16 protein-coding genes and 1 pseudogene are annotated in these 18,436 nt (G+C 53.2%); 12 read left to right on the top strand and 5 right to left on the bottom strand.

From position 1 onward, the window contains the following. Positions 1 to 276: 276 nt before the first annotated feature. From ACP5D4_RS11380 to ACP5D4_RS11365, 4 genes are all read left to right on the top strand, one after another. Positions 277 to 765, top strand: coding sequence for an adenylyltransferase/cytidyltransferase family protein (locus ACP5D4_RS11380; RefSeq protein WP_428011746.1), 489 nt, complete (start codon positions 277 to 279; stop codon positions 763 to 765). Positions 766 to 797: 32 nt separating this feature from the next. Beyond that, on the top strand, positions 798 to 1,268 hold the full coding sequence (locus tag ACP5D4_RS11375; RefSeq protein WP_428011745.1) for a GUN4 domain-containing protein: 471 nt from the start codon (positions 798 to 800) through the stop codon (positions 1,266 to 1,268). Between the two features lie 39 nt (positions 1,269 to 1,307). Continuing rightward, a complete protein-coding gene (locus tag ACP5D4_RS11370) occupies positions 1,308 to 2,723 on the top strand; it encodes a GAF domain-containing sensor histidine kinase (protein ID WP_428011744.1) in 1,416 nt (471 codons plus the stop codon). Between the two features lie 95 nt (positions 2,724 to 2,818). Continuing rightward, positions 2,819 to 3,568 (top strand): HEAT repeat domain-containing protein, encoded by a 750-nt coding sequence (locus ACP5D4_RS11365; protein WP_428011743.1) that lies wholly within the window; start codon positions 2,819 to 2,821, stop codon positions 3,566 to 3,568. 37 nt (positions 3,569 to 3,605) lie between these two features. On the opposite strand, the gene ACP5D4_RS11360 is transcribed toward ACP5D4_RS11365, so the two are convergent. Beyond that, positions 3,606 to 4,919 carry a TMEM143 family protein gene (locus tag ACP5D4_RS11360; protein WP_428011742.1) on the bottom strand — a complete coding sequence of 438 codons (1,314 nt, stop codon included), beginning with the start codon at positions 4,917 to 4,919 and terminating at the stop codon, positions 3,606 to 3,608. 354 nt (positions 4,920 to 5,273) lie between these two features. Here ACP5D4_RS11360 and ACP5D4_RS11355 point away from each other — a divergent pair, with 354 nt between their 5' ends. From ACP5D4_RS11355 to ACP5D4_RS11345, 3 genes are all read left to right on the top strand, one after another. Beyond that, positions 5,274 to 5,930 carry an eCIS core domain-containing protein gene (locus ACP5D4_RS11355; protein ID WP_428011741.1) on the top strand — a complete coding sequence of 219 codons (657 nt, stop codon included), beginning with the start codon at positions 5,274 to 5,276 and terminating at the stop codon, positions 5,928 to 5,930. A gap of 148 nt (positions 5,931 to 6,078) precedes the next feature. Then, a complete protein-coding gene (locus ACP5D4_RS11350; RefSeq protein WP_428011740.1) occupies positions 6,079 to 7,506 on the top strand; it encodes a M50 family metallopeptidase in 1,428 nt (475 codons plus the stop codon). Positions 7,507 to 7,636: 130 nt separating this feature from the next. After that, complete coding sequence (locus tag ACP5D4_RS11345; RefSeq protein WP_428011739.1) at positions 7,637 to 9,262, top strand: efflux RND transporter periplasmic adaptor subunit; 1,626 nt, start codon at positions 7,637 to 7,639, stop codon at positions 9,260 to 9,262. A gap of 124 nt (positions 9,263 to 9,386) precedes the next feature. Here ACP5D4_RS11345 and ACP5D4_RS11340 read toward each other — a convergent pair whose 3' ends face one another. Continuing rightward, complete coding sequence (locus ACP5D4_RS11340; protein WP_428011738.1) at positions 9,387 to 10,706, bottom strand: sensor histidine kinase; 1,320 nt, start codon at positions 10,704 to 10,706, stop codon at positions 9,387 to 9,389. Between the two features lie 1,050 nt (positions 10,707 to 11,756). Here ACP5D4_RS11340 and ACP5D4_RS11335 point away from each other — a divergent pair. From ACP5D4_RS11335 to ACP5D4_RS11320, 4 genes are all read left to right on the top strand, one after another. Then, positions 11,757 to 12,005, top strand: coding sequence for a DUF7219 family protein (locus ACP5D4_RS11335; protein WP_428011737.1), 249 nt, complete (start codon positions 11,757 to 11,759; stop codon positions 12,003 to 12,005). A 54-nt stretch (positions 12,006 to 12,059) separates the two neighbouring features. Continuing rightward, positions 12,060 to 12,878: a segregation/condensation protein A gene (locus ACP5D4_RS11330; protein WP_428011736.1), complete on the top strand. Its 819-nt coding sequence runs from the start codon at positions 12,060 to 12,062 to the stop codon at positions 12,876 to 12,878. A gap of 257 nt (positions 12,879 to 13,135) precedes the next feature. Then, positions 13,136 to 14,323, top strand: a complete 1,188-nt coding sequence (locus ACP5D4_RS11325; protein WP_428011735.1) for a sugar phosphate nucleotidyltransferase — start codon at positions 13,136 to 13,138, stop codon at positions 14,321 to 14,323. Between the two features lie 11 nt (positions 14,324 to 14,334). Continuing rightward, positions 14,335 to 16,272, top strand: coding sequence for a S9 family peptidase (locus ACP5D4_RS11320; RefSeq protein ID WP_428011734.1), 1,938 nt, complete (start codon positions 14,335 to 14,337; stop codon positions 16,270 to 16,272). 53 nt (positions 16,273 to 16,325) lie between these two features. Here ACP5D4_RS11320 and ACP5D4_RS11315 read toward each other — a convergent pair whose 3' ends face one another. The 3 genes and pseudogenes from ACP5D4_RS11315 to ACP5D4_RS11305 form a co-directional block, all read right to left on the bottom strand. Next, on the bottom strand, positions 16,326 to 16,502 hold the full coding sequence (locus ACP5D4_RS11315; protein ID WP_428011762.1) for an SUMF1/EgtB/PvdO family nonheme iron enzyme: 177 nt from the start codon (positions 16,500 to 16,502) through the stop codon (positions 16,326 to 16,328). 2 nt (positions 16,503 to 16,504) lie between these two features. Further along, positions 16,505 to 16,576, bottom strand: a pseudogene (locus ACP5D4_RS11310) (SUMF1/EgtB/PvdO family nonheme iron enzyme); the annotation flags it as partial. Positions 16,577 to 16,635: 59 nt separating this feature from the next. Beyond that, entirely contained in the window at positions 16,636 to 17,007 is a 372-nt protein-coding gene (locus tag ACP5D4_RS11305; protein WP_428011733.1) for a pentapeptide repeat-containing protein, read from the bottom strand. A gap of 297 nt (positions 17,008 to 17,304) precedes the next feature. Here ACP5D4_RS11305 and ACP5D4_RS11300 point away from each other — a divergent pair, with 297 nt between their 5' ends. After that, positions 17,305 to 18,378, top strand: coding sequence for a DUF3616 domain-containing protein (locus tag ACP5D4_RS11300; RefSeq protein ID WP_428011732.1), 1,074 nt, complete (start codon positions 17,305 to 17,307; stop codon positions 18,376 to 18,378). Positions 18,379 to 18,436 lie beyond the last annotated feature (58 nt).

Genomic DNA, 18,436 nt, shown 5'->3' with positions numbered 1-18,436 from the left:
GACTAGAATAAGCAGCCCGTATGACAAAACAATGACAGTGCGATCGAGATCTTGTGACGGATTCCGATCGATCCCCCCCAAGCTCCCCCGTCCGGGCAGAGACTCAGGCTGATACTATTGTCTAGTGGGGCTTCGCACGCCATCGGGGTTTCCCAAAAAAACATCGCGTCGAGCTGCCCCGGCTGAAGGAATCTGCACCGCGTATCTGCGATCGAGCGTCTCGTTCTCAGCCGTTGTCCCAAATCTCTCGAAACAGCCCATCTTCAACTTCTCGATATGATAGCTGGTTTGTACGACCTATCCGAGTTACATGCGGCCGTCGAAGCCGACCCCGACCGCTGGCGTCCGCTAGTGTTCACCAACGGCTGTTTCGACCTGTTACACTGCGGTCACGTGCGCTATCTGTCCACCGCCAAACAACTCGGTCGCGCCCTCGTGGTGGGACTCAACAGCGATGGCTCCGTGGCGGCCATCAAACCGCAACCGCCAGAACTCCCGCCCCGTCCCATCGTTCCCCAAGAACAGCGGGCCGAACTCCTGGCCGCCCTCAAACCCGTCGACGGCGTAGTGATTTTTCCGGAAACCACAGCCACGGCCGCGATCGAAGTCTTAAAGCCCGACATTTACGTTAAAGGGGGCGACTACCAACCCGACAGCCTCCCCGAAGCGCCAGCCGTTCGCGCCTATGGCGGTCGTATCCAACTGGTCGAAATCGAAATTCCCCAATCGAGCAGCGACATTATCCGTCGTATTCTGCGAAAATGAGAAGGGATAGTGACAGTCAACCCAACACACTCATGACCGATCCCACCCTCTCGAGTCCGCTAAATCTCGACTCCGAACGGGGCATCGACTACACTCCCCTTCAGGCGCTATTAGCCGAAGAACGGTTTCGAGACGCCGACGATTTAACCCGCCAGTGGCTCTGTCAGCTTGGCGGTCAAGACGCTGTGGCGCGGTCGTGGCTGTATTTTACGGAAGTCGATAACATTCCCGCAACGGACTTACAAACCATCGATCGCCTGTGGGTCGCCCACTCGAACGGAAAGTTTGGGTTTTCCGTCCAACGCAAGTTATGGCTGGGCGTTAGCAAAAACTGGGACAAACTCTGGCCGAAACTGGGCTGGAAAACGGGGAACAGTTGGACTCGTTTCCCCCAAGAATTTACTTGGGATCTCAGTGCGCCGAAAGGTCATCTTCCCCTATCCAACCAACTTCGCGGCGTGCGTGTCTTAGCGGCGCTGTTCGACCACCCGGGACTTCAATAACATCAAATTTTGAGAGAATTGTTTGCCGCGCCAACTGTCATGACCGAGATCGATCGAGAACAACAACGCCTTCAAGCCCTGGTAGACTCGGGCTTGCTCGAAAAGGAATCGATTCCTCCGTTTGAGGAAGCCGTGAAAACCGTGGCTGAAGCCCTCGACGTGCCAATTGCCGTTGTGGGCTTGCTCGATCGTGATTGGCAATGGATTGTCGCGCGGTCTCTCGATACCAAGGAAGACTTAACCGCCCTGGCGACGCTGCAACGCACCAAGCGGATGGAGTCTTTTTGTACTCACATCGTGGAAACGCAACAACTGCTGTCGATTCGCGATACCGCCTCTCACTCGGAATTCGCCCATCGGTTGTTGGTGGGACAGTACGGCGTCCGGGCCTATCTCGGCGTTCCTTTGATTTCGGCGGCGGGACATTGTTTCGGCACTTTGGCGGTGATGGATTTAGCGCCGCGTCGCTTTGCCAAACGGGAAGTGAAGTTCGTGGAACTGGCGGCGCGTCTGGCGATGCGGGAAGTGGAGCGGCTCTACGCCCCCATCGAGACGTTAGCTCAAACGCGGCCGTCGGAAACGCCGGCCGCGCCGCCTCCGAGCGCCGCCTCTCGTCCCTTGGAAGATATTCTCTCGACGAATCAAATTAAAACCGAACTGCTCGATCGACTGTTGCAGGAGTTGCGAACGCCGCTGACCTCGGTGATGGGGATGACGAGCGTTCTCAACCGGGAAATTTACGGTCCGCTGCGGCGCAAACAAAAGGAATATCTCAAAATCATCCACGATAGCGGTCAGTATTTACTGTCTCTGGTGGAAGAGATTTTAATGTTGCGATCGCTCAGAGAATCCAGCGCGGCGCGATCGCTGACCTCGATCGATATGGAAATGCTGTGTCAGCAGGTGTTGAAAACCCTCGAACCCGTCGCGCGACGACGAGAACAGCAAATCGACGAATCCGTCGAGGCTATCGATCGAATCTGGATGCTCGACAAAGATTTAGTCCAACAAATCCTCTATCACGCCGTCGCCCGCGTGGTTCACGCCGCCGAAACCGGCTGCACGATTCGAGTGCGGGTTGCCCGAACGCCCGAAGACGCCATGGAACTCTCCGTGTGGGCGTCTCATCCCTGGTTGGGGGAAAGCCTGCCCGCCAGCGAGTTAGAACTCTGCGGCCTTCCCGTTCCCGACAACGTCGCCGAAGTACAGGATACAGTGTTCGAGGAGTCGACGCCCCTGCTGGAACGCTCCCTGTCCGGGGAAGACAACGATCGCGACCGACAGTCGATCGCCCTTCTGCCAGAATTAGAAAAGATGCCGCTCGATCGATCTCGAGAGCGACTGGGCTTGTTGTTTGCCGCTCAACTGGTCAAACTGCACAGTGGTACGATGATGGTTCGGGGATCGCCGAAAACGGGATATCGCTATGTCATCACGTTACCCAATCGCGCCTAACGGAACGACAAGTTGATTTTAGACCGCGCCCAGCCTTTCCCCAACTTTTCCATCCGTGCGAAGTTTTGGGCGTCGCTCTACCAAAGATTGAAAGTATGCACAACGACGATCTCGGAACACTCTCGACCCCCAACAATACCGATAGTCCTTTAGATCGCCTGGAGGGAGCGGACGCGGCAGAAAACGCCGCCCCCAATCCCGATGCCATGTTGGCGCTGTTAGACGAAGCCGATCCTCAAAAGCGGATCGTGGCCGCGCGGGCGTTTTGCGAAATTCGCGACGAACGGGCGATTCCCAAGTTAACGGAGATGTTAAAGGATGCTTGCCCCCTAGCGCGGGTGAGTGCGGCTTATGCTTTGGGACGCAACACCCGCGCCGACGTGGTCGAACCCCTGATCGAAAGTTTGGGAGATTGGAACGGTTACGTCCGTAAAGGCGTGGTTTGGGCTTTGGGCAACTGCCGCGACAAACGCGCTGTCGATCCCTTGGTGGACGCCCTAAAAACCGATATTTCCGCCGTGCGCCTGTGGGCGGCGAGTTCCCTAGGACAGCTCTCGAAGGTGGGCTATGACTCTATTTTTGTGGCGGTTCCCCCGTTAATTGAAGAGTTGCGACGGGATCCCGTGGCGGCGGTGCGGAGTAACTGCGCTTGGGCGTTGGGACAGTTGTGCCGGGAACTGCCCTCGAACGTGGTCTATGCTGGGGCGATCGATTCGCTGTTGGAAGCCCTGGAAGATGATGAGGATATGGGGGTTCGGGAAGATGCTCGATCGTCCCTGTTGCGGGTGGGCGATCCCCGTGGCTTGCAGGCGATCGAGGATTTGGAACGGGAAGGCTGGATTTAGGGATAATTTAGGCGATCGCCAATCGAGATGTGAAACGTCAGATCTCAACTTCCCCAAACTGAAACGCATTGTCCCAAATGTCATCGATAACCGCTTTGGCTTGTTTGATCGAAAGCGGTTGACATCGACCTTTTTCGTCGTACTGCATCAGCGGTAAATTGCCCCGACCGCCGCGAATTTCCTCGAGGTTTTTCAACGGCCCGTTAATGTCGAAATCGATGGTGGTATTGAATTTATCTTCCATCCACTGTTCGATGCGATCGTCGAGTTCCGAAGGCGTCAGCGGTTGGGGACTTTGTAGCAAATGATAGTACACCAACAAAATCTCTTTACATTCTTCTTCCTCCGCCGCATTAATTAACATTGTAAAAACACTGGAATTACTGGCAATATTTCGGAAAAATAACGTTTCCGTCACGTGCTTTTGAAACTTAATCTTTTTGCCTTGATACGTGCTGTATTGCTTGAACGCAAAGCCCCCAAGGGCAACTAACAGCGACAGAACCGCCAGTAACACCGGGGTCAGATTTTCTACGTCGTCTTCGTCCGCTTGGAACAGGCCGATATCTGGCAGCCCCACCGTGAGAAAAAGAACGACACTAATCACGAGCAGAAGTTGCGGTAAAACCTTAATAAATACCGGAATCGCCGCGCCAATCGCCGGAACGATAAATAACAGCCTGTCTTTTAACGTCATGCTGGTTTTGACGTTCGGAAAAAGAAACTCAATATCGGGTTTGGGAACGTTTTTATACAGATAAACGTAGGTTTTTCCTGGCTCAAATTCCAGACGGTCTGGGTCGATTTCTTTTCTTCGGAAATACTCTTTTCCTTTGTATTTTATTAAAACAGCTACTCGTTCGAGGATGTCGAGTTGCATCTCTCGCGTCCAGAATATCCATTTCTTAATTTGGACAGTTTGGTAAACGTCGCCGCGATAGAAACAGAGGAATTGATCGAAATCTTCAAAATCGACGTTGGTTTTCAAATCGATCAGCGATCGATCCTCAAAAGCTTCTTCAAGTAACTCCCGAGACAGTTCCATGAAGTTCGCCCGTTCGAGAACGTTACGAAACGATGACACAACCTGTTCTTCCATCCGTTCCAAGTCGGCGGCGGTGGGTTGCTGAATCTCGCGGGTGGTGCGATCGGGGTCGAAGGGCGCGTAATTGTCTAAGATGGTGCGGGCGTAGCTGTGAAACTGAAAATGGTAGTACGCTGCTAAGAGGTTGGCAAATTCTCGGAACTTCTCAGCCTGGGATTCGTCAAAGGAACTGTCGGACACGCACAGTTCGACGAGATCGCTTAGGCGATACGGAATATAGGCTTCTCGGTCTTCGTAAACAGCCATCTCGATCGAGTCAACGACAGAGATATTTTACGATAACTCGGTCGCAGCTCGATCGAAACCTCGCTAACGGTGGCATCTACCGATTTTTTAACCCTTTTTAATAAATCGAAGCAAAAATTAATATTTATTTTTTAACATTTTTGGTGAGTCAGATAGCGGTTTCGCCCTCGAGACTCCTGTTTTAATAAAAGTAAAGCAAAGCTCGGACGAGACGCCGGAAACCTCGATCCTCAATATCGCCGTCGAAACATGAGATTTGGTGTGAGCGAGCATTTTTTCGATAGGGCGATCGAGGGAGCGTCTGCTGTCGATTTTTGCCTGGAACTGGTAACGAATTGTTGCTGTTAGTTGTTGATGCCACGCCATTCTCGATTTGCGGTGTACCTGGGTGGACTACTCGGGTGTTTGTCTGCGGGAGTTTTCCTCGCTTCCCTCTCGAGTCTCGTATCTCGAGCGTGTTATTCTCCCGAAACCCCTTTGGGACAAGTCTGTCGCGGTCAAGTTCCCGATGGGATTCCCGAACCGGTTTTAGCCAATATGGGGGCGCTAGCGTACCGTACCATCGCGGAGGTGATGGAACGCAACCACGATCGACCCCAAAGCCTCGACGACACGCAAAAAGCATATCTACGTCCCTATTTCGGCGATTTAGTCGATCGCGTTCGCATCGTTTACGACGCCCAACTCATGGATAACTGGGTGGGGGCGAACCTGCGAATCGATCTCGGCTACTCTAACGCCCAAGTTTACGGATATCGCATTTACGTCAACGAATCTTACCGCCCCGACAATCTCGAACAAATTACCCTACTCGCCCACGAACTAATTCACGTGCGCCAGTCGGAAGAGTTAGGAGGGTTGGGCGAGTTTGGCTATCAATATTTTCTCGAATACAAACGAGCCGATCGCGTCTACGAAAACAACATTTTCGAGAAAGAAGCCTTCGCTTTCGAGAAGCGTTTTACCCATTGGCTTCAGCATAACCGAGAGCATCGGGAGATGAGGCGGTGAGGGGATGAGGAGGTGAGGGGATGAGAATGTCAGCTTGTCTGACTTTTTCCGTTTTTTTTGTAAAGAGTTATTACAAGATCCGAGCATCGCCGTAAAATTGGGTGAGATTCCACCGAGAGATAAATGAAGGGTTGGCATCTCATTCAATATGGTTACGGGTTATCCGCTTCCGACGGCGATCGAAATTTCTGACGATTGGATTTGTCCCGATATTCGCCCCTATTGGCAACTGTCGCAACTCAAACAGGAGAATCGCGTGCTGTTGCGCTCTCGCGTTACGACGGCGCGATATCAGTTTTCGGGGACTGAAGGCTATGGGTTGCGATACTTCGTTGGGAAATACAGCGTGGCTGAGGTGCAACGCCGCTGTCAGCGAGAGTTTACGGTGATCGACGCGCAACTCGTGACGGGATTGATTCAAAAACTGGTGGAATTGGGGGTGTTAGCTCTCGATTCTCCCAATTCGCCAGCGCCGTCTAAGGCTTCTCCTCGTTTTAAGGCGGGGGTGGAATGGGTGGAAAATCCCGATGGGTACTGGGTGTTACGAAACCCGATCGATCTCACCTATTTACAAGTGTCCGCCGCCGATAAAACCGCCATCGATGCTAAGTTGGGGGGCGCAACGACAACGGACACCGCCATCGATCCTCAACAATGGCGCAAACTCCTGCAACTGCTGGCGGCGACGGGAATGCTGGAGGGGACTGAACCTCAAAAACGCAAACGGGGTAAATTCAACCCCATGCAGTTGCTCTTTTTCCGGGTTCCGCTGCTGAACCCCGATAACTGGCTGACGCGACATATCGATCGATTGCGCTGGTTGTGGACGGGGGGATTTGGCTGGAGTTTGACGTCGTTTCTCGTGGCGTCGCTGGTGATGGGTTTGTCGCAACAAGGGGAAATTCTCGATATCGGAACGCAACTGTGGAAGACGCAAGGGGGAAGTTTGATGCTTCCCTTTGTGCTGTTGGCGTTGGCGGTGGTGTCGGTTCACGAACTCGGTCACGCTTTTACTCTCAAGCATTACGGCGGCGTGGTTCCGGAAATGGGACTGCTGTTTATGTGCTTGTTTCCTGCGGCGTATACGAACACGACTGATTCTTATTGTTTGTCGCGGTGGCAGCGAATTCAAGTGGTGGGGGTGGGGGTTTTGACGCAAATTTCCATCGCTGCGATCGCTCTTTGGACTTGGAACCTCTCGGTTGAGGGAAGTTGGCTGTACACCGCTAGTTATTTGTTGATGGCGTCGTCGCTGTTTACTGTGGCGCTCAACCTCAATCCTCTGGCGAAGTTCGACGGCTATCATTTGGCGGTGGCGACGACGGGAATTAATAATCTTCGCAGTCGATCGTTTGGCTTTTATAAAAATTTGCTGCAAGGAAAGCCGATTCGCGAAACTTCCCGCGATCGCAAAATTTTGGCGATTTATGCTCCGTTGAGCTTGGTCTATATCTGTAGCGTTTTTGGCTTTCTGTTTCTCCGTCTGATGGGGTGGACGCTGACCAATATTCCTGCGATCGCTCTGTTTCTGGTGGAACTTTGGGCGATTTACTACATTTTCGCCCCGGAGGATTGATTGGGTTTCCCAAATTTTTTACCTAAATTATTCACCACACCAGACGCAGAGAACACAGAGGTTTTTGGAGGAAGTTGTATTTAAGTCCTATTACCGTCGATTTTGTTACTGTCGTTTTTAGCATCTACCCATGAACCCACAACCTCAGCCGAACTCTCCGTTAAAAGTGGTTCCGCCCCAGGGAACTGCTGCGACACCGCCGCAATCGGACGCGCCGATACAACCGCCAACGCAACCCGCCCCGCAACCCACACCGCAACCGAGTTCAGAGACGGCGGCGGCGGAGTCGAAGGGAAGCCTCAACCGTTGGGAGATCGCGGGGGTTTTGGTGGTTGGCGTGGGGGCGTTGGGCTTGATTCCGCTTCCGAATTATGTGACGGGAGAAGCGAAAATCGATTCTCGCCCTGGGGAACGTCAAGCAGTGACGACGGTTGAATCGGGTATTGTGGATGTGCGAGTGCGTCATAACGATCGCGTCCAATCGGGAGATATTCTCGCGACGATCGACAATCTGAGGTTAGAAGATCGCATCGCAGAGGTGCAACGATCGATCGAACAGGAAGAATCGGCGTTACAAATCGCCGAACGGGAGTTAATTATCGCGCAAACTCGCTTGATGGCGGCTCAAACGGAGGAAAACAACGCTCAACGGCGACTCGATCGCGAACTCAACGATTACGACGCCGTCACTTCGGGAATGGGAGTTCCCCGAACTCGCCAGGTGGAACGGGAAATCGACGGGATACGCTACGAAATTGCTGGATATGAAAATGAGGTGGCGAGATTAGAAGGGGAAATCGCGGAAGTCCGAACGCAACAGCGATCGATTGAAAGCGAATTGGCGTTACTGAACGGGGATCTCGAGGATATCGAAGCGAGAATCCTCGGGTTGCAACCTTATATTGAAGATGGCGCGATCGCCCCACAAGGACAGTATCTCGACAATCTGGAAAACCGACAATCGGCGATTTCTCAGCAGATTATTCAAAAAGAAGGGGAACTGGAGGCGACGATCGATCGCATCGCCCAGTTAAACAGTCAGATCGATCGACAGCAAAACCTCGCCCTGCAACGCGATCGCAACATCGACGCCAACCGAGAACGCATTCAAGACCTGCGCCACCGTCTCGAAGACGAACTGATACAAGTGCGAGACGAACTCGACAGTCGCACCGCCCAGCGACAATCCGCCGAAGAAGAAGTCACCGCAGCGGCGGCGAAAGTGCAAAGTCACCAAGATGCGATCGCCTCGTTTGAAGCGGAATTAGAACGGTTAGAAGACCAACAAGGAGAATTAACCCTACGGGCGACCACTGACGGAACGGTGATTACCGCAGGTTTGGACTTGCGCGACGGGACGCGCATGGAAGCCGGGGAAACCCTTCTCGAAATCGTCGATTTAGGAGAACTCGAAGCCCGCGTCCAAATCGCCCAAGGGGACAAAAATCTGGTGAGTCAGGGTCAACTGGGACGGTTCCAAACGGAGAACCAAGGAAACACCCAATACAGGGCGGAAGTCTCCGAAATCGGCCCGAGTATCGATTCCGATACCCCCGGTGCGAAACCCGTGTTAGAAGTGACGTTACTCCTCGATAACGACGACGGCTTTCTTTTACCCGGTCAAACTGGCCACGTCCACATCCGCACGGTCGATCGCAACCTCTATCAAAAGATGCAACACCAGTTTGGCAAACTTTTCGATATCTCCCGTTACGTTCCCTGGATGGGAGAGGGAACAGGGAACAGCCAACAGTGAAAAGTTTTCGTAGGGTGCGTGACTTGAAAAACCGGGTGTGAATCCTTAGACCGAGAAATCGTCACGCACCGACACCCCATCATCCCACCATCCCATCACCTCATCACCCCATCATCCCCTCTCCTCAATGCAAAAGGGGGAAACATACGGTTACCGTCGTTCCGCGATCGACCTCGCTTTCAATGGAAATATCGCCGCCGTGGTTGCGGACGATCGCCTGGGCGATGGCCAGTCCTAATCCCGACCCAGCGGGGTGGGAGGCGTCATGAGACCGGGCGGGATCGACCCGGTAGAAGCGATCGAAAACATGGGGGAGGGCGTCGGGAGGAATTCCGATTCCGGTGTCGCGGATTTGCACTTGTAACGCCGACCCCTGTTTGGTGGTGACGTATTTTAAACTGGCGGTGACGGTTCCGCCGGGGGGCGTGTAGAGAATAGCGTTTCCGAGTACGTTGGTTAACAGACGCACCAGGCGATCGCGATCGCCGTAGAGACTAAAGGTCGCGTCCGGTTGCGAAGGCGGTTCGACGATATCCACCTGTAACTCTACCTGTTTGTCGATGGCGATCGCTTCTTGTTCTTCGATGGCTTCGATTAATACCGCTTCGAGAGATATGGCCGCTTTCTGAGATTTCGCCATTCCGCTATCCTGTCGCGTCAGGAACAGCAAATCGTCTACGAGACGCCCCAACCGACGAGTGAGTCGTTCGATGACTTGTAACTGTTGGAAACAAGACCCGTCCGCCATGTCGGGGTCTGCTAAGGCCGCTTGAACGTTGGTTTGAATGCTGGCGAGGGGACTGCGGAGTTCGTGGGAGGCGTCGGCGGTAAACTGTTTGAGGTGTTGGTAGGACTCGCGAACGGGATTCATGGCTAGTCCTGACAGCCACCAGCCAATGGCGGCCACAGACGTTACCATGACCACGAATCCGAAACTGAGGTCAATGACGAAATCTCGGCTGGGTTTGCTGATTTCAAACCAGGGGTGACTGACGCGCAGGTAGCCCAAGGGTTGGCGATCGATCTTAATCAGTTTGGTAATTTGACGCAGTACGGGACGGCTTTCTGGGGCGAGTTTGTTGGGAAGATACACCGTCTGCGGCGTCGCGGTGGGACTCAGGGGAACCTCTAGGGGTTCGGAGAGGGTAGACCATAGTAATTCGCCGCTGGGACTGAACCATTCGAGGTCGATGCGGTCTTCTTCTAGGGAACTGGCGTTATTGCGAACGCTGCGTTCGATGTCGAGTTGGAAGGGTTGGTGTTGTTGGGTTTCGATCGAGATCGATCGCGACACCACTTCCACCACGTGCTTGAGGGTGTCGTCTACGCGATCGATCAGGGTCGATCGCACGTAGAGATAGACCGTTGTGGCAAAGACTAACAGTAAAATTGCCGTGACGGTGGTATACCAGATGGCGAGGCGGCGTCGCGTGGCTTGGAACATGAAGCACAAATCGATCGTCGGGGTCGCTAAAGCAGTGTAACGCAAGCTATCCGTCCCCTTTGAAGACGGCTTTTGTTACGGCGATCGCTTTGAGTTCAAACTTTTACCCTCTCTCTGGCGAGTGAGTCTCCGAAATGCCCCCGAAGCAACGCGAAGAATCTGGACGTTCGAGAAGAGGTGGGTTAGCATACCGTTGAGAGATGTTTCTAACAAAAGGAGCCGATTAAGACTGCTCTACAAAAGGCGCGATTTTCAGTCAAGTCTCGGACTTTCTTCTGGGTCTTCGCTTCGTGCTGCAATCGGTTTGAAACCATCGCGTTTTCTCGGTTTTTTCTCTACAGCCTTCCCCAGGTAAGTCTAGGGGCTGATGGGGAGCGATCGCCTGAGATAGACGAGATTAGACGAAAAGTCAGTTGGCGAGAAACAGACTTCGAGAATTATTCCGGAATTGACGAGTTAGATTGTGTAAAAAACGATGGCGGTTTTTCTCTACCAATCGGAGGATTTTTTGAGGTTTTTTAAGGATTATAATTAGTTTGTATAGCGCGAACGAGAACGCAAATTTGAAAGTTTAAGTCTCTTGTTTGCGGCGCTGCTGTGCGATCGCTTCAGCCATCTCTACCGCAATCTCACGTAGGTCGTTTGACTTTTTGTAATTCCCTTTCCTGAAAAAGACTGCCGTAGAATTACTTTGAGTCACAGTAAGATCTAGTGTTGTCAGGACTTCAATCAGTCCAAAAAACATAACCTTAATCTGCTTAATATTTTGTAATCCCAACCCAAGCGCGATCGAAATTCTTGTTGTGGGTCGTTGACAATTGCGCTTAAAAGTAGTTGGGATCGACTTTTCAAGGGAAATTTTCCCAAAAGCCCGGTTACAGGATAGTGATGTAAATCACAACTGAACGGCGATCTCGATCGATTCCGATTCGTTGCAAATTCTTCACCACTTGACAAGCAGTCGTCATCGCTTTTAAAAAAGGTTATGATAAAGTTAAGGATAAAAAAACGCCTTCTAATTTTTTGCTCCTTTATCAAGAGGTTATGACGATGGATCGTCACCAATTTCTATACCCTCACGCTCCCTATCACGGAACAGTTGCCCCGGAACATCCGGAAGTTTTGCTGTTCGATGCAAACCTGCAAGAATTTGCCCAACGAGTGGGTTATATAAGCAGCCTAGAAACTGGCGGTAAATTATCGCCGGAAGAAGCCTACACCGAACTGAAAGCCCTTTGGAAAAAACTCAAACAATCCAGTAAAGAGCTAGGAATCGCCAGCCAAGGGGACTCGACGTAATCGCGACGGTCAAATTCACCCCAACCTCCAATGCGCTAAAATGCCAAAGCAAGTTTGCTGTTAGAGGCCTGTTCGCCGTTGACCGTATCGATCGCCCAAGACGCCATCGAACTGCTCCTGGATCTCGCCGAACGAGGAGAGATCGACCCCTGGGACGTGCGGGTGGTCGATGTCATCGATCGACATTTGAGCCAACTGGCTCCCACAGGGGTCAGTAACGGTCGCTCCCCTTACGAAGCGGATTTGTCCCGTTCCGGACAAGCGTTTCTCTACGCCTCAATGCTGCTGTTACTGAAAGCGGATACCCTAGTCAGGGCGTCCGAACTGCTCGAGGAAGAGGGCGCCGAAGATCCAGAAGAAGCCGACTGGCTGGAGATGGGCGATTCCGAACAGCTATCCCTTCCCCTGCGCCTAGAAAACCAACTGCGTCGCCGCGCCGTCGCCCCACCCCCGCGCACGCGACCGGTTACACTGCAAGAAATGATCGATCGCGTACAGTCGATCGCCAAAGAACTCGAAGACAACCCGATTCCCCAACGAAGCCGTCGGCGGTTGCAATCCTCCAAACGCCAAGCGGCGCGAGAAATTAGCCAACTGGCGCACCAAGAAAACCTCACCGAAACCGCCGCTGAAATCGAAAAATTTCTGCTACAAAACTGGGAGGAGATTTCCCAAGGGCGAGAATGGGTAGCGTTCGATCGCCTCCTCGACTGTTGGACGCCCAATTCCGATGCTGGAGGAGACTTCGCCCACCATCAAGTGGCCGTATTTTGGGCGTTACTCCTGCTGTCGTCCCAATCAAAAGTAGAACTGTCCCAAGACATTTTTTACCAAGATTTAAAAATTCGGGCGATCGCCGACCCCACCGCTTAAAACAACCACGGTGTTTCGCCCCGTTCGATCGCGCCATCTTTGCGCCCGATCGGTCTGTTTTCCCCGAATCTGTATCGTATCGTATAGTGGGAAAGTCCATCGTCTTCGAGCCATCGAAGCGAGCGTTAGCCGATCGAGCGGCTCGAATTCCCAAGACAGCGTTCGTCTCGCGTCACCGTGGTACCGCAGCGAAGCGATCGGGTTGAGAAGATCCAGCAAAATCCAAGTAGACTCAGGATCTCAAGAGATATATTCCCATGAAAGCGATGATTTTGGCAGCGGGGAAAGGAACCCGCGTGCGCCCCATCACCTACACGATTCCCAAACCCATGATTCCCATCCTGCAAAAGCCAGTGATGGAGTTCCTCGTCGAACTATTGCGCCAACATGGTTTCGACGAAATTATGGTCAACGTCAGCCACCTGGCCGACGAAATCGAAAACTATTTCCGCGACGGTCAGCGATTCGGCGTTCAAATCGGCTATTCCTTTGAAGGAAAAATCGCCGACGGCGAACTCATCGGAAAAGCAATGGGTTCGGCTGGGGGAATGAAGCGCATTCAAGACTTTTACCCCTTCTTCGACGATACCTTCGTGGTGCTGTGCGGCGACGCCTTAATCGACCTCGACATCACTTCCGCCATCGAATGGCACCGCAAAAAAGGGGCGATCGCAACCGTCATTCTCAAACCCGTTCCCAAAGACGAAGTATCCAGTTACGGCGTCGTCGTCACCGACGAAGAGGGCCGTATCAAAACGTTTCAGGAAAAGCCGTCCGTCGACGAAGCCCTCAGCAACGACATCAACACCGGAATTTACATTTTCGAGCCAGAAGTCCTCGATTACATCCCCTCTGGCGTCGAATACGACATCGGCGGCGACCTGTTCCCGAAACTGGTGGAAATGGGAGCGCCCTTTTACGGATTGAGCATGAATTTCCAATGGGTGGACATCGGACGCGTTCCCGACTACTGGAAAGCCATCCGCAGCGTCCTGCGAGGAGAAGTCAAAAACGTAGGAATTCCCGGCCGGGAAGTGGCACCGGGAGTCTATACCGGGTTGAACGTGGTCGTCAACTGGGACAAAGTAGACATCCAAGGCCCCGTGTACATCGGCTCTATGACCCGCATCGAAGACGGGGTGAAAATCGTCGGACCGAGCATGATCGGCCCCAGTTGTTGCATCGGTAGCAACGCCACGGTCGATAACAGTGTAATTTTCGAGTATTCTCGTTTGGGACGAGGAATTCGCTTGGTCGATAAATTGGTGTTCGGTCGCTACTGCGTCGATCGCTTGGGAAATGCCATCGACGTACAAGCAGCAGCCCTCGATTGGCTGATTACCGACGCGCGACAAGATCCCCCCTCTCGGGTTCCCCGCGAACACCAGGCCATCGCCGAACTTCTCGGTGGTGACGGCAACGCCCTCATTTCCGAAGACGATTAACGATAAACGCGATGACACCGAACAGCCCGACGATCGCCCCCTATGGCACCTGGAAATCTCCCATTACCTCCGACCTCATCGTGTCGGGAAGCATCCGATTGGGAGGACTGGCCTTCGACGGAGACGATATTTACTGGGTCGAAGGCCGTCCCTCTGAAGGCGGCCGCAACGTCTTAGTCCGCCGCCAACCGGACGGGACGACGGCGGACGTGACCCCGCAAGACTACAACGTTCGCAGTCGCGTCCACGAGTACGGGGGCGGGTCGTTCGTTGTCGCGGGTGGCGTCGCGTTCTTCTCGAATTTCAGCGACGGACGCATCTACCGTCAACCCTTGGGGGAAACCCCAGAACCCCTGACCCCAGAGGGGGCGTTTCGCTATGCGGATTTCGTCGTTGACAGACCCCGACAACGCCTGTTGTGCGTTCGGGAAGACCACAGCGGCGAGGGAGAACCGGAAAATACCCTCGTGGCGGTGGGGTTTGATGGGTCTGTAGAGGTGTTGGTCTCGGGAAGCGATTTCTTCGCCTCGCCCGCTTTGAGTCCCGATGGAACGCGACTGGCTTGGTTGAGTTGGAACCATCCCAATATGCCCTGGGACGGGACTCAGTTGTGGTTGGCGGACTTCGACGATAACGGTCGGTTAGGCGAGGCGAAGCTCGTCACGGGCGGTGCGAACGAGTCGGTATTTCAGCCCCAGTGGTCCCCCAACGGAACGCTGTATTTCGCCAGCGATCGAGCCAGTTGGTGGAATCTGTACCGTCTGGGTAAGGCGGACGTGGAACCGTTGTTTCCCCTCAACGCGGAGTTTGCGACGCCGCAGTGGGTGTTCGGTATGTCCACTTATGCGTTTTTAGGGTCGGACCGCCTCATCTGCACCTACACGCAACAGGGAATGTGGCAGATGGCGACGCTGAACTTGGGGACGAAACGCTTGCAAAATCTGGAAACGCCTTATACGCAGATTTCTTCGGTGAAGGGAAGAGGCGATCGAGTGGCGTTTTTGGGAAGTTCGCCGACGGAATCCAGTGGGTTGGTGTTGATGGATGTCGATCGCGACGACCTGCAGATTTTGCGGCGATCGACCGCGTTGGACGTCGATCCCGCCTATCTCTCGAAGCCGGAACCCATCGAATTTCCCACGGAAAACGGCTTGACGGCTTACGGCTTTTTCTATCCCCCCACGAACCCCGACTATCAAGCGCCAGATGGGGAGAAACCGCCCCTGTTGGTGAAAAGCCACGGCGGTCCGACGGCTAGCACTTCGACGGGACTGCGGTTGTCGATTCAGTATTGGACGAGTCGCGGGTTCGGCTTTCTGGATGTGAACTACGGCGGAAGTACGGGATACGGTCGGGATTACCGCCAACGCCTCGATGGAAATTGGGGAATTGTGGACGTGGACGATTGCGCCAACGGTGCGAAGTATTTAGCCGATCGCGGTTGGGTGGACGGCGATCGCTTGGCGATTACGGGGGGAAGTGCGGGGGGCTATACCACCCTTTGCGCCCTGACCTTCCGCGATACGTTTAAAGCGGGGGCGAGTTATTACGGTGTCAGCGATTTGGAAGCGTTGGCGACGGATACTCATAAGTTCGAGTCTCGCTATCTCGATCGATTGGTGGGACCCTATCCCGAACGCAAGGACATTTACGAGGCGCGATCGCCGATTCATTTTACCGATCGACTTTCTTGTCCGGTTATTTTCTTCCAAGGCTTAGAAGATAAAGTCGTTCCGCCGAATCAAGCCGAACGCATGGTGAATGCGTTGCGACAGAAAGGTTTACCCGTGGCTTACGTTCCTTTTGAGGGGGAACAACACGGGTTTCGCCAAGCGGAGAATATTAAACGCGCTTTGGATGCGGAGTTTTACTTCTATTCGCGCGTGTTCGGCTACGAACCGGCCGAGGCGATCGATCCGGTGGAGATTGAAAATTTAGACGACGGGTAAGAAAAGATAGGGAAAGAAAAGGGCGATCGCGTGGGCGTTCGTCCTCATGGGGACTAACCCACTTTCGCCGCCCCACAAACCACGCGGAACCCCACGTTATAACTGCGAAACTCGGGGCTGTAGTGAATTCGCGTCGCGGAACGACAGTAACCGGGGAAGAACATCCACGACCCACCCCGTAACGGCCGCGAAGTTTCGTCGCAGGGGCGCCGTCGGTGCTGTGATGCCACGTATCCGCGCACCATTCCCAAACGTTTCCTACCATGTCGTACAGTCCGAAGGGGTTGGGTAGGAAACTCCCCACGACGGTAGTACGACCCCGAAACCGACCCAGGCGCGTGTTTCCTTGACATCCTCACCGCCCTAGAAGGGCGATGATTCCTGCTCTAGAGCAGTTACTGGTTCAGCCACACCACTTACTGACTCAGGTTTCCCTTTATCAGCAGAGGTGGAAGTCTCCCCAGTCGTTCCCTCTTTCGAGGCAGTTTCCCAATGCCCTTGGGTACTGTTCGAGCCTTCCCTCTTACCACACGAATTACCGGGTAAAGTCGCCCGAGAAGGGCGAGGCTTTAAACCCAGATTTTCGGTAAGGTGTAAAAAACGGAAATTTAAACCTGTGAAATTTAAACCTGTGAAATTTAAACCTGTGAAATTTAAACCTGTGAAATTTAAACCTGTGAAATTCGGGGATTTCGATCCGATCGACCTTCGATAGGTAAAACTACTGAATGGCAATCGCGCTCTATCTTATCTCGAAACGTTACTTTTTGTAGCAGTTTGCGTAAAATGTCACCCTTGATGCTCTATTATTTTTTAACTTCTATTTATTAGTTTAGCAATTTAATAAAAATACAAAATTAAAATTCTTACAGAACAAAAAGTTTGTTATTTATCGGTAAATCGCTCAAAAGTATTAAAAGTAAATCAAGGGGCGATCGCCTCTCTGAATTTTCCCAATGCCTAACCGGCGAAAGAGGACGATCGCCCCAGGGTGGAAATAGCCTAGAGCTGTTGTCCCAACGCAATCTCACCATGTCCGACCCCTTTCTACTCAGCCGTATTCTCCTGAAATTCGATCGAGACGCCGACGACGACCTCATTGGCGAACTCTCCGCCGTAGCCAAAACCCCCGACGGTAGCCTTTGGCTGGGGTCTGACGAACTCACCTCGATCGAACGGCTTTCCCCCCTCGAACCGGGAGTCTACGGCGCACACCAACTGTTTCGCATCCAAGAATTTGTCGAACTCATCGACGACTCAGAAATCGACATCGAAGGCATGGACTACGCCGACGGCTATCTTTGGATTGTGGGGTCTCACAGCTTCAAACGCAAGAAACCCAAAGGCACAAAAACCGAAAAAGACCTCGAACGGCTTTCCGAAATCAAACGAGACGCCAATCGCAACCTACTCGTCCGCATTCCCGTTCTCAACGGCCAACCCGTCCAATCCTGCGCCACCTCCGACGACGCAGGCGATCGCCGGTTTGCAGCAGCTTTAACCCGAACCGAAGCCAGCAACCTATTACTCGACGCCTTAAAAAAAGACGACCATCTCGGGCCGTTTGTGGAAATGCAACTGCCCTCAAAAGATAACGGATTGGACATCGAAGGCTTGGCCGTGCGGGGCGATCGCATCTTTCTCGGCTTGCGGGGGCCAGTGTTGCGCGGTTGGTCGATCGTCATAGAAATCCAAGTCGAAGCCTCCGAAACCGGTCAGTTGACCCTAAAGAAATTAGACGACGGCCGCCGTTACCGCAAGCATTTCGTCGATATCAACGGATTGGGAATTCGCGAACTCTGCTTTCACGGCGACGATTTAATCGTCCTGGGCGGCCCCACAATGGCTTTAGAAGGGACGATGCAGGTGTTTCGCCTCAAAGACGTATTAGAGCGCGATCGCGATACCCTTTGGGACGAAGAATCGGGAGTTTTGAAACTCCTCTTCAACCTTCCCTTTACCATCGGGGCAGACCACGCCGAAGGCTTGACCCTATTTCCCTGTTTCGAGGAAGACGGGTTGATGGTGGTGTACGATTCCCCCCATCCCGAACGGCGTCCGAGCGATCGATCCATTTTCGCCGATGTCTTCCGGCTGCCAAAGTGAACAGTTTACCAGAAATTTTGGGTCTAAAGCCTCGCCCTTTCAGGGCGACTCTGCTATA

It is taken from the genome of Baaleninema sp. (assembly GCF_049974805.1).
Classification (GTDB): Bacteria; Cyanobacteriota; Cyanobacteriia; order Cyanobacteriales; family Geitlerinemataceae; genus Baaleninema.
Note: the sequence above shows the minus strand (reverse complement) of the source record. Positions and strands in the feature narration are given on the sequence as shown.

Coding starts and splice junctions, on each gene's coding strand:
- ACP5D4_RS11380 (WP_428011746.1), top strand. CDS start 277: ATGATAGCTGGTTTGTACGACCTATCCGAGTTACATGCGGCCGTCGAA.
- ACP5D4_RS11375 (WP_428011745.1), top strand. CDS start 798: ATGACCGATCCCACCCTCTCGAGTCCGCTAAATCTCGACTCCGAACGG.
- ACP5D4_RS11370 (WP_428011744.1), top strand. CDS start 1,308: ATGACCGAGATCGATCGAGAACAACAACGCCTTCAAGCCCTGGTAGAC.
- ACP5D4_RS11365 (WP_428011743.1), top strand. CDS start 2,819: ATGCACAACGACGATCTCGGAACACTCTCGACCCCCAACAATACCGAT.
- ACP5D4_RS11360 (WP_428011742.1), bottom strand. CDS start 4,919: ATGGCTGTTTACGAAGACCGAGAAGCCTATATTCCGTATCGCCTAAGC.
- ACP5D4_RS11355 (WP_428011741.1), top strand. CDS start 5,274: ATGCCACGCCATTCTCGATTTGCGGTGTACCTGGGTGGACTACTCGGG.
- ACP5D4_RS11350 (WP_428011740.1), top strand. CDS start 6,079: ATGGTTACGGGTTATCCGCTTCCGACGGCGATCGAAATTTCTGACGAT.
- ACP5D4_RS11345 (WP_428011739.1), top strand. CDS start 7,637: ATGAACCCACAACCTCAGCCGAACTCTCCGTTAAAAGTGGTTCCGCCC.
- ACP5D4_RS11340 (WP_428011738.1), bottom strand. CDS start 10,706: ATGTTCCAAGCCACGCGACGCCGCCTCGCCATCTGGTATACCACCGTC.
- ACP5D4_RS11335 (WP_428011737.1), top strand. CDS start 11,757: ATGGATCGTCACCAATTTCTATACCCTCACGCTCCCTATCACGGAACA.
- ACP5D4_RS11325 (WP_428011735.1), top strand. CDS start 13,136: ATGAAAGCGATGATTTTGGCAGCGGGGAAAGGAACCCGCGTGCGCCCC.
- ACP5D4_RS11320 (WP_428011734.1), top strand. CDS start 14,335: ATGACACCGAACAGCCCGACGATCGCCCCCTATGGCACCTGGAAATCT.
- ACP5D4_RS11300 (WP_428011732.1), top strand. CDS start 17,305: ATGTCCGACCCCTTTCTACTCAGCCGTATTCTCCTGAAATTCGATCGA.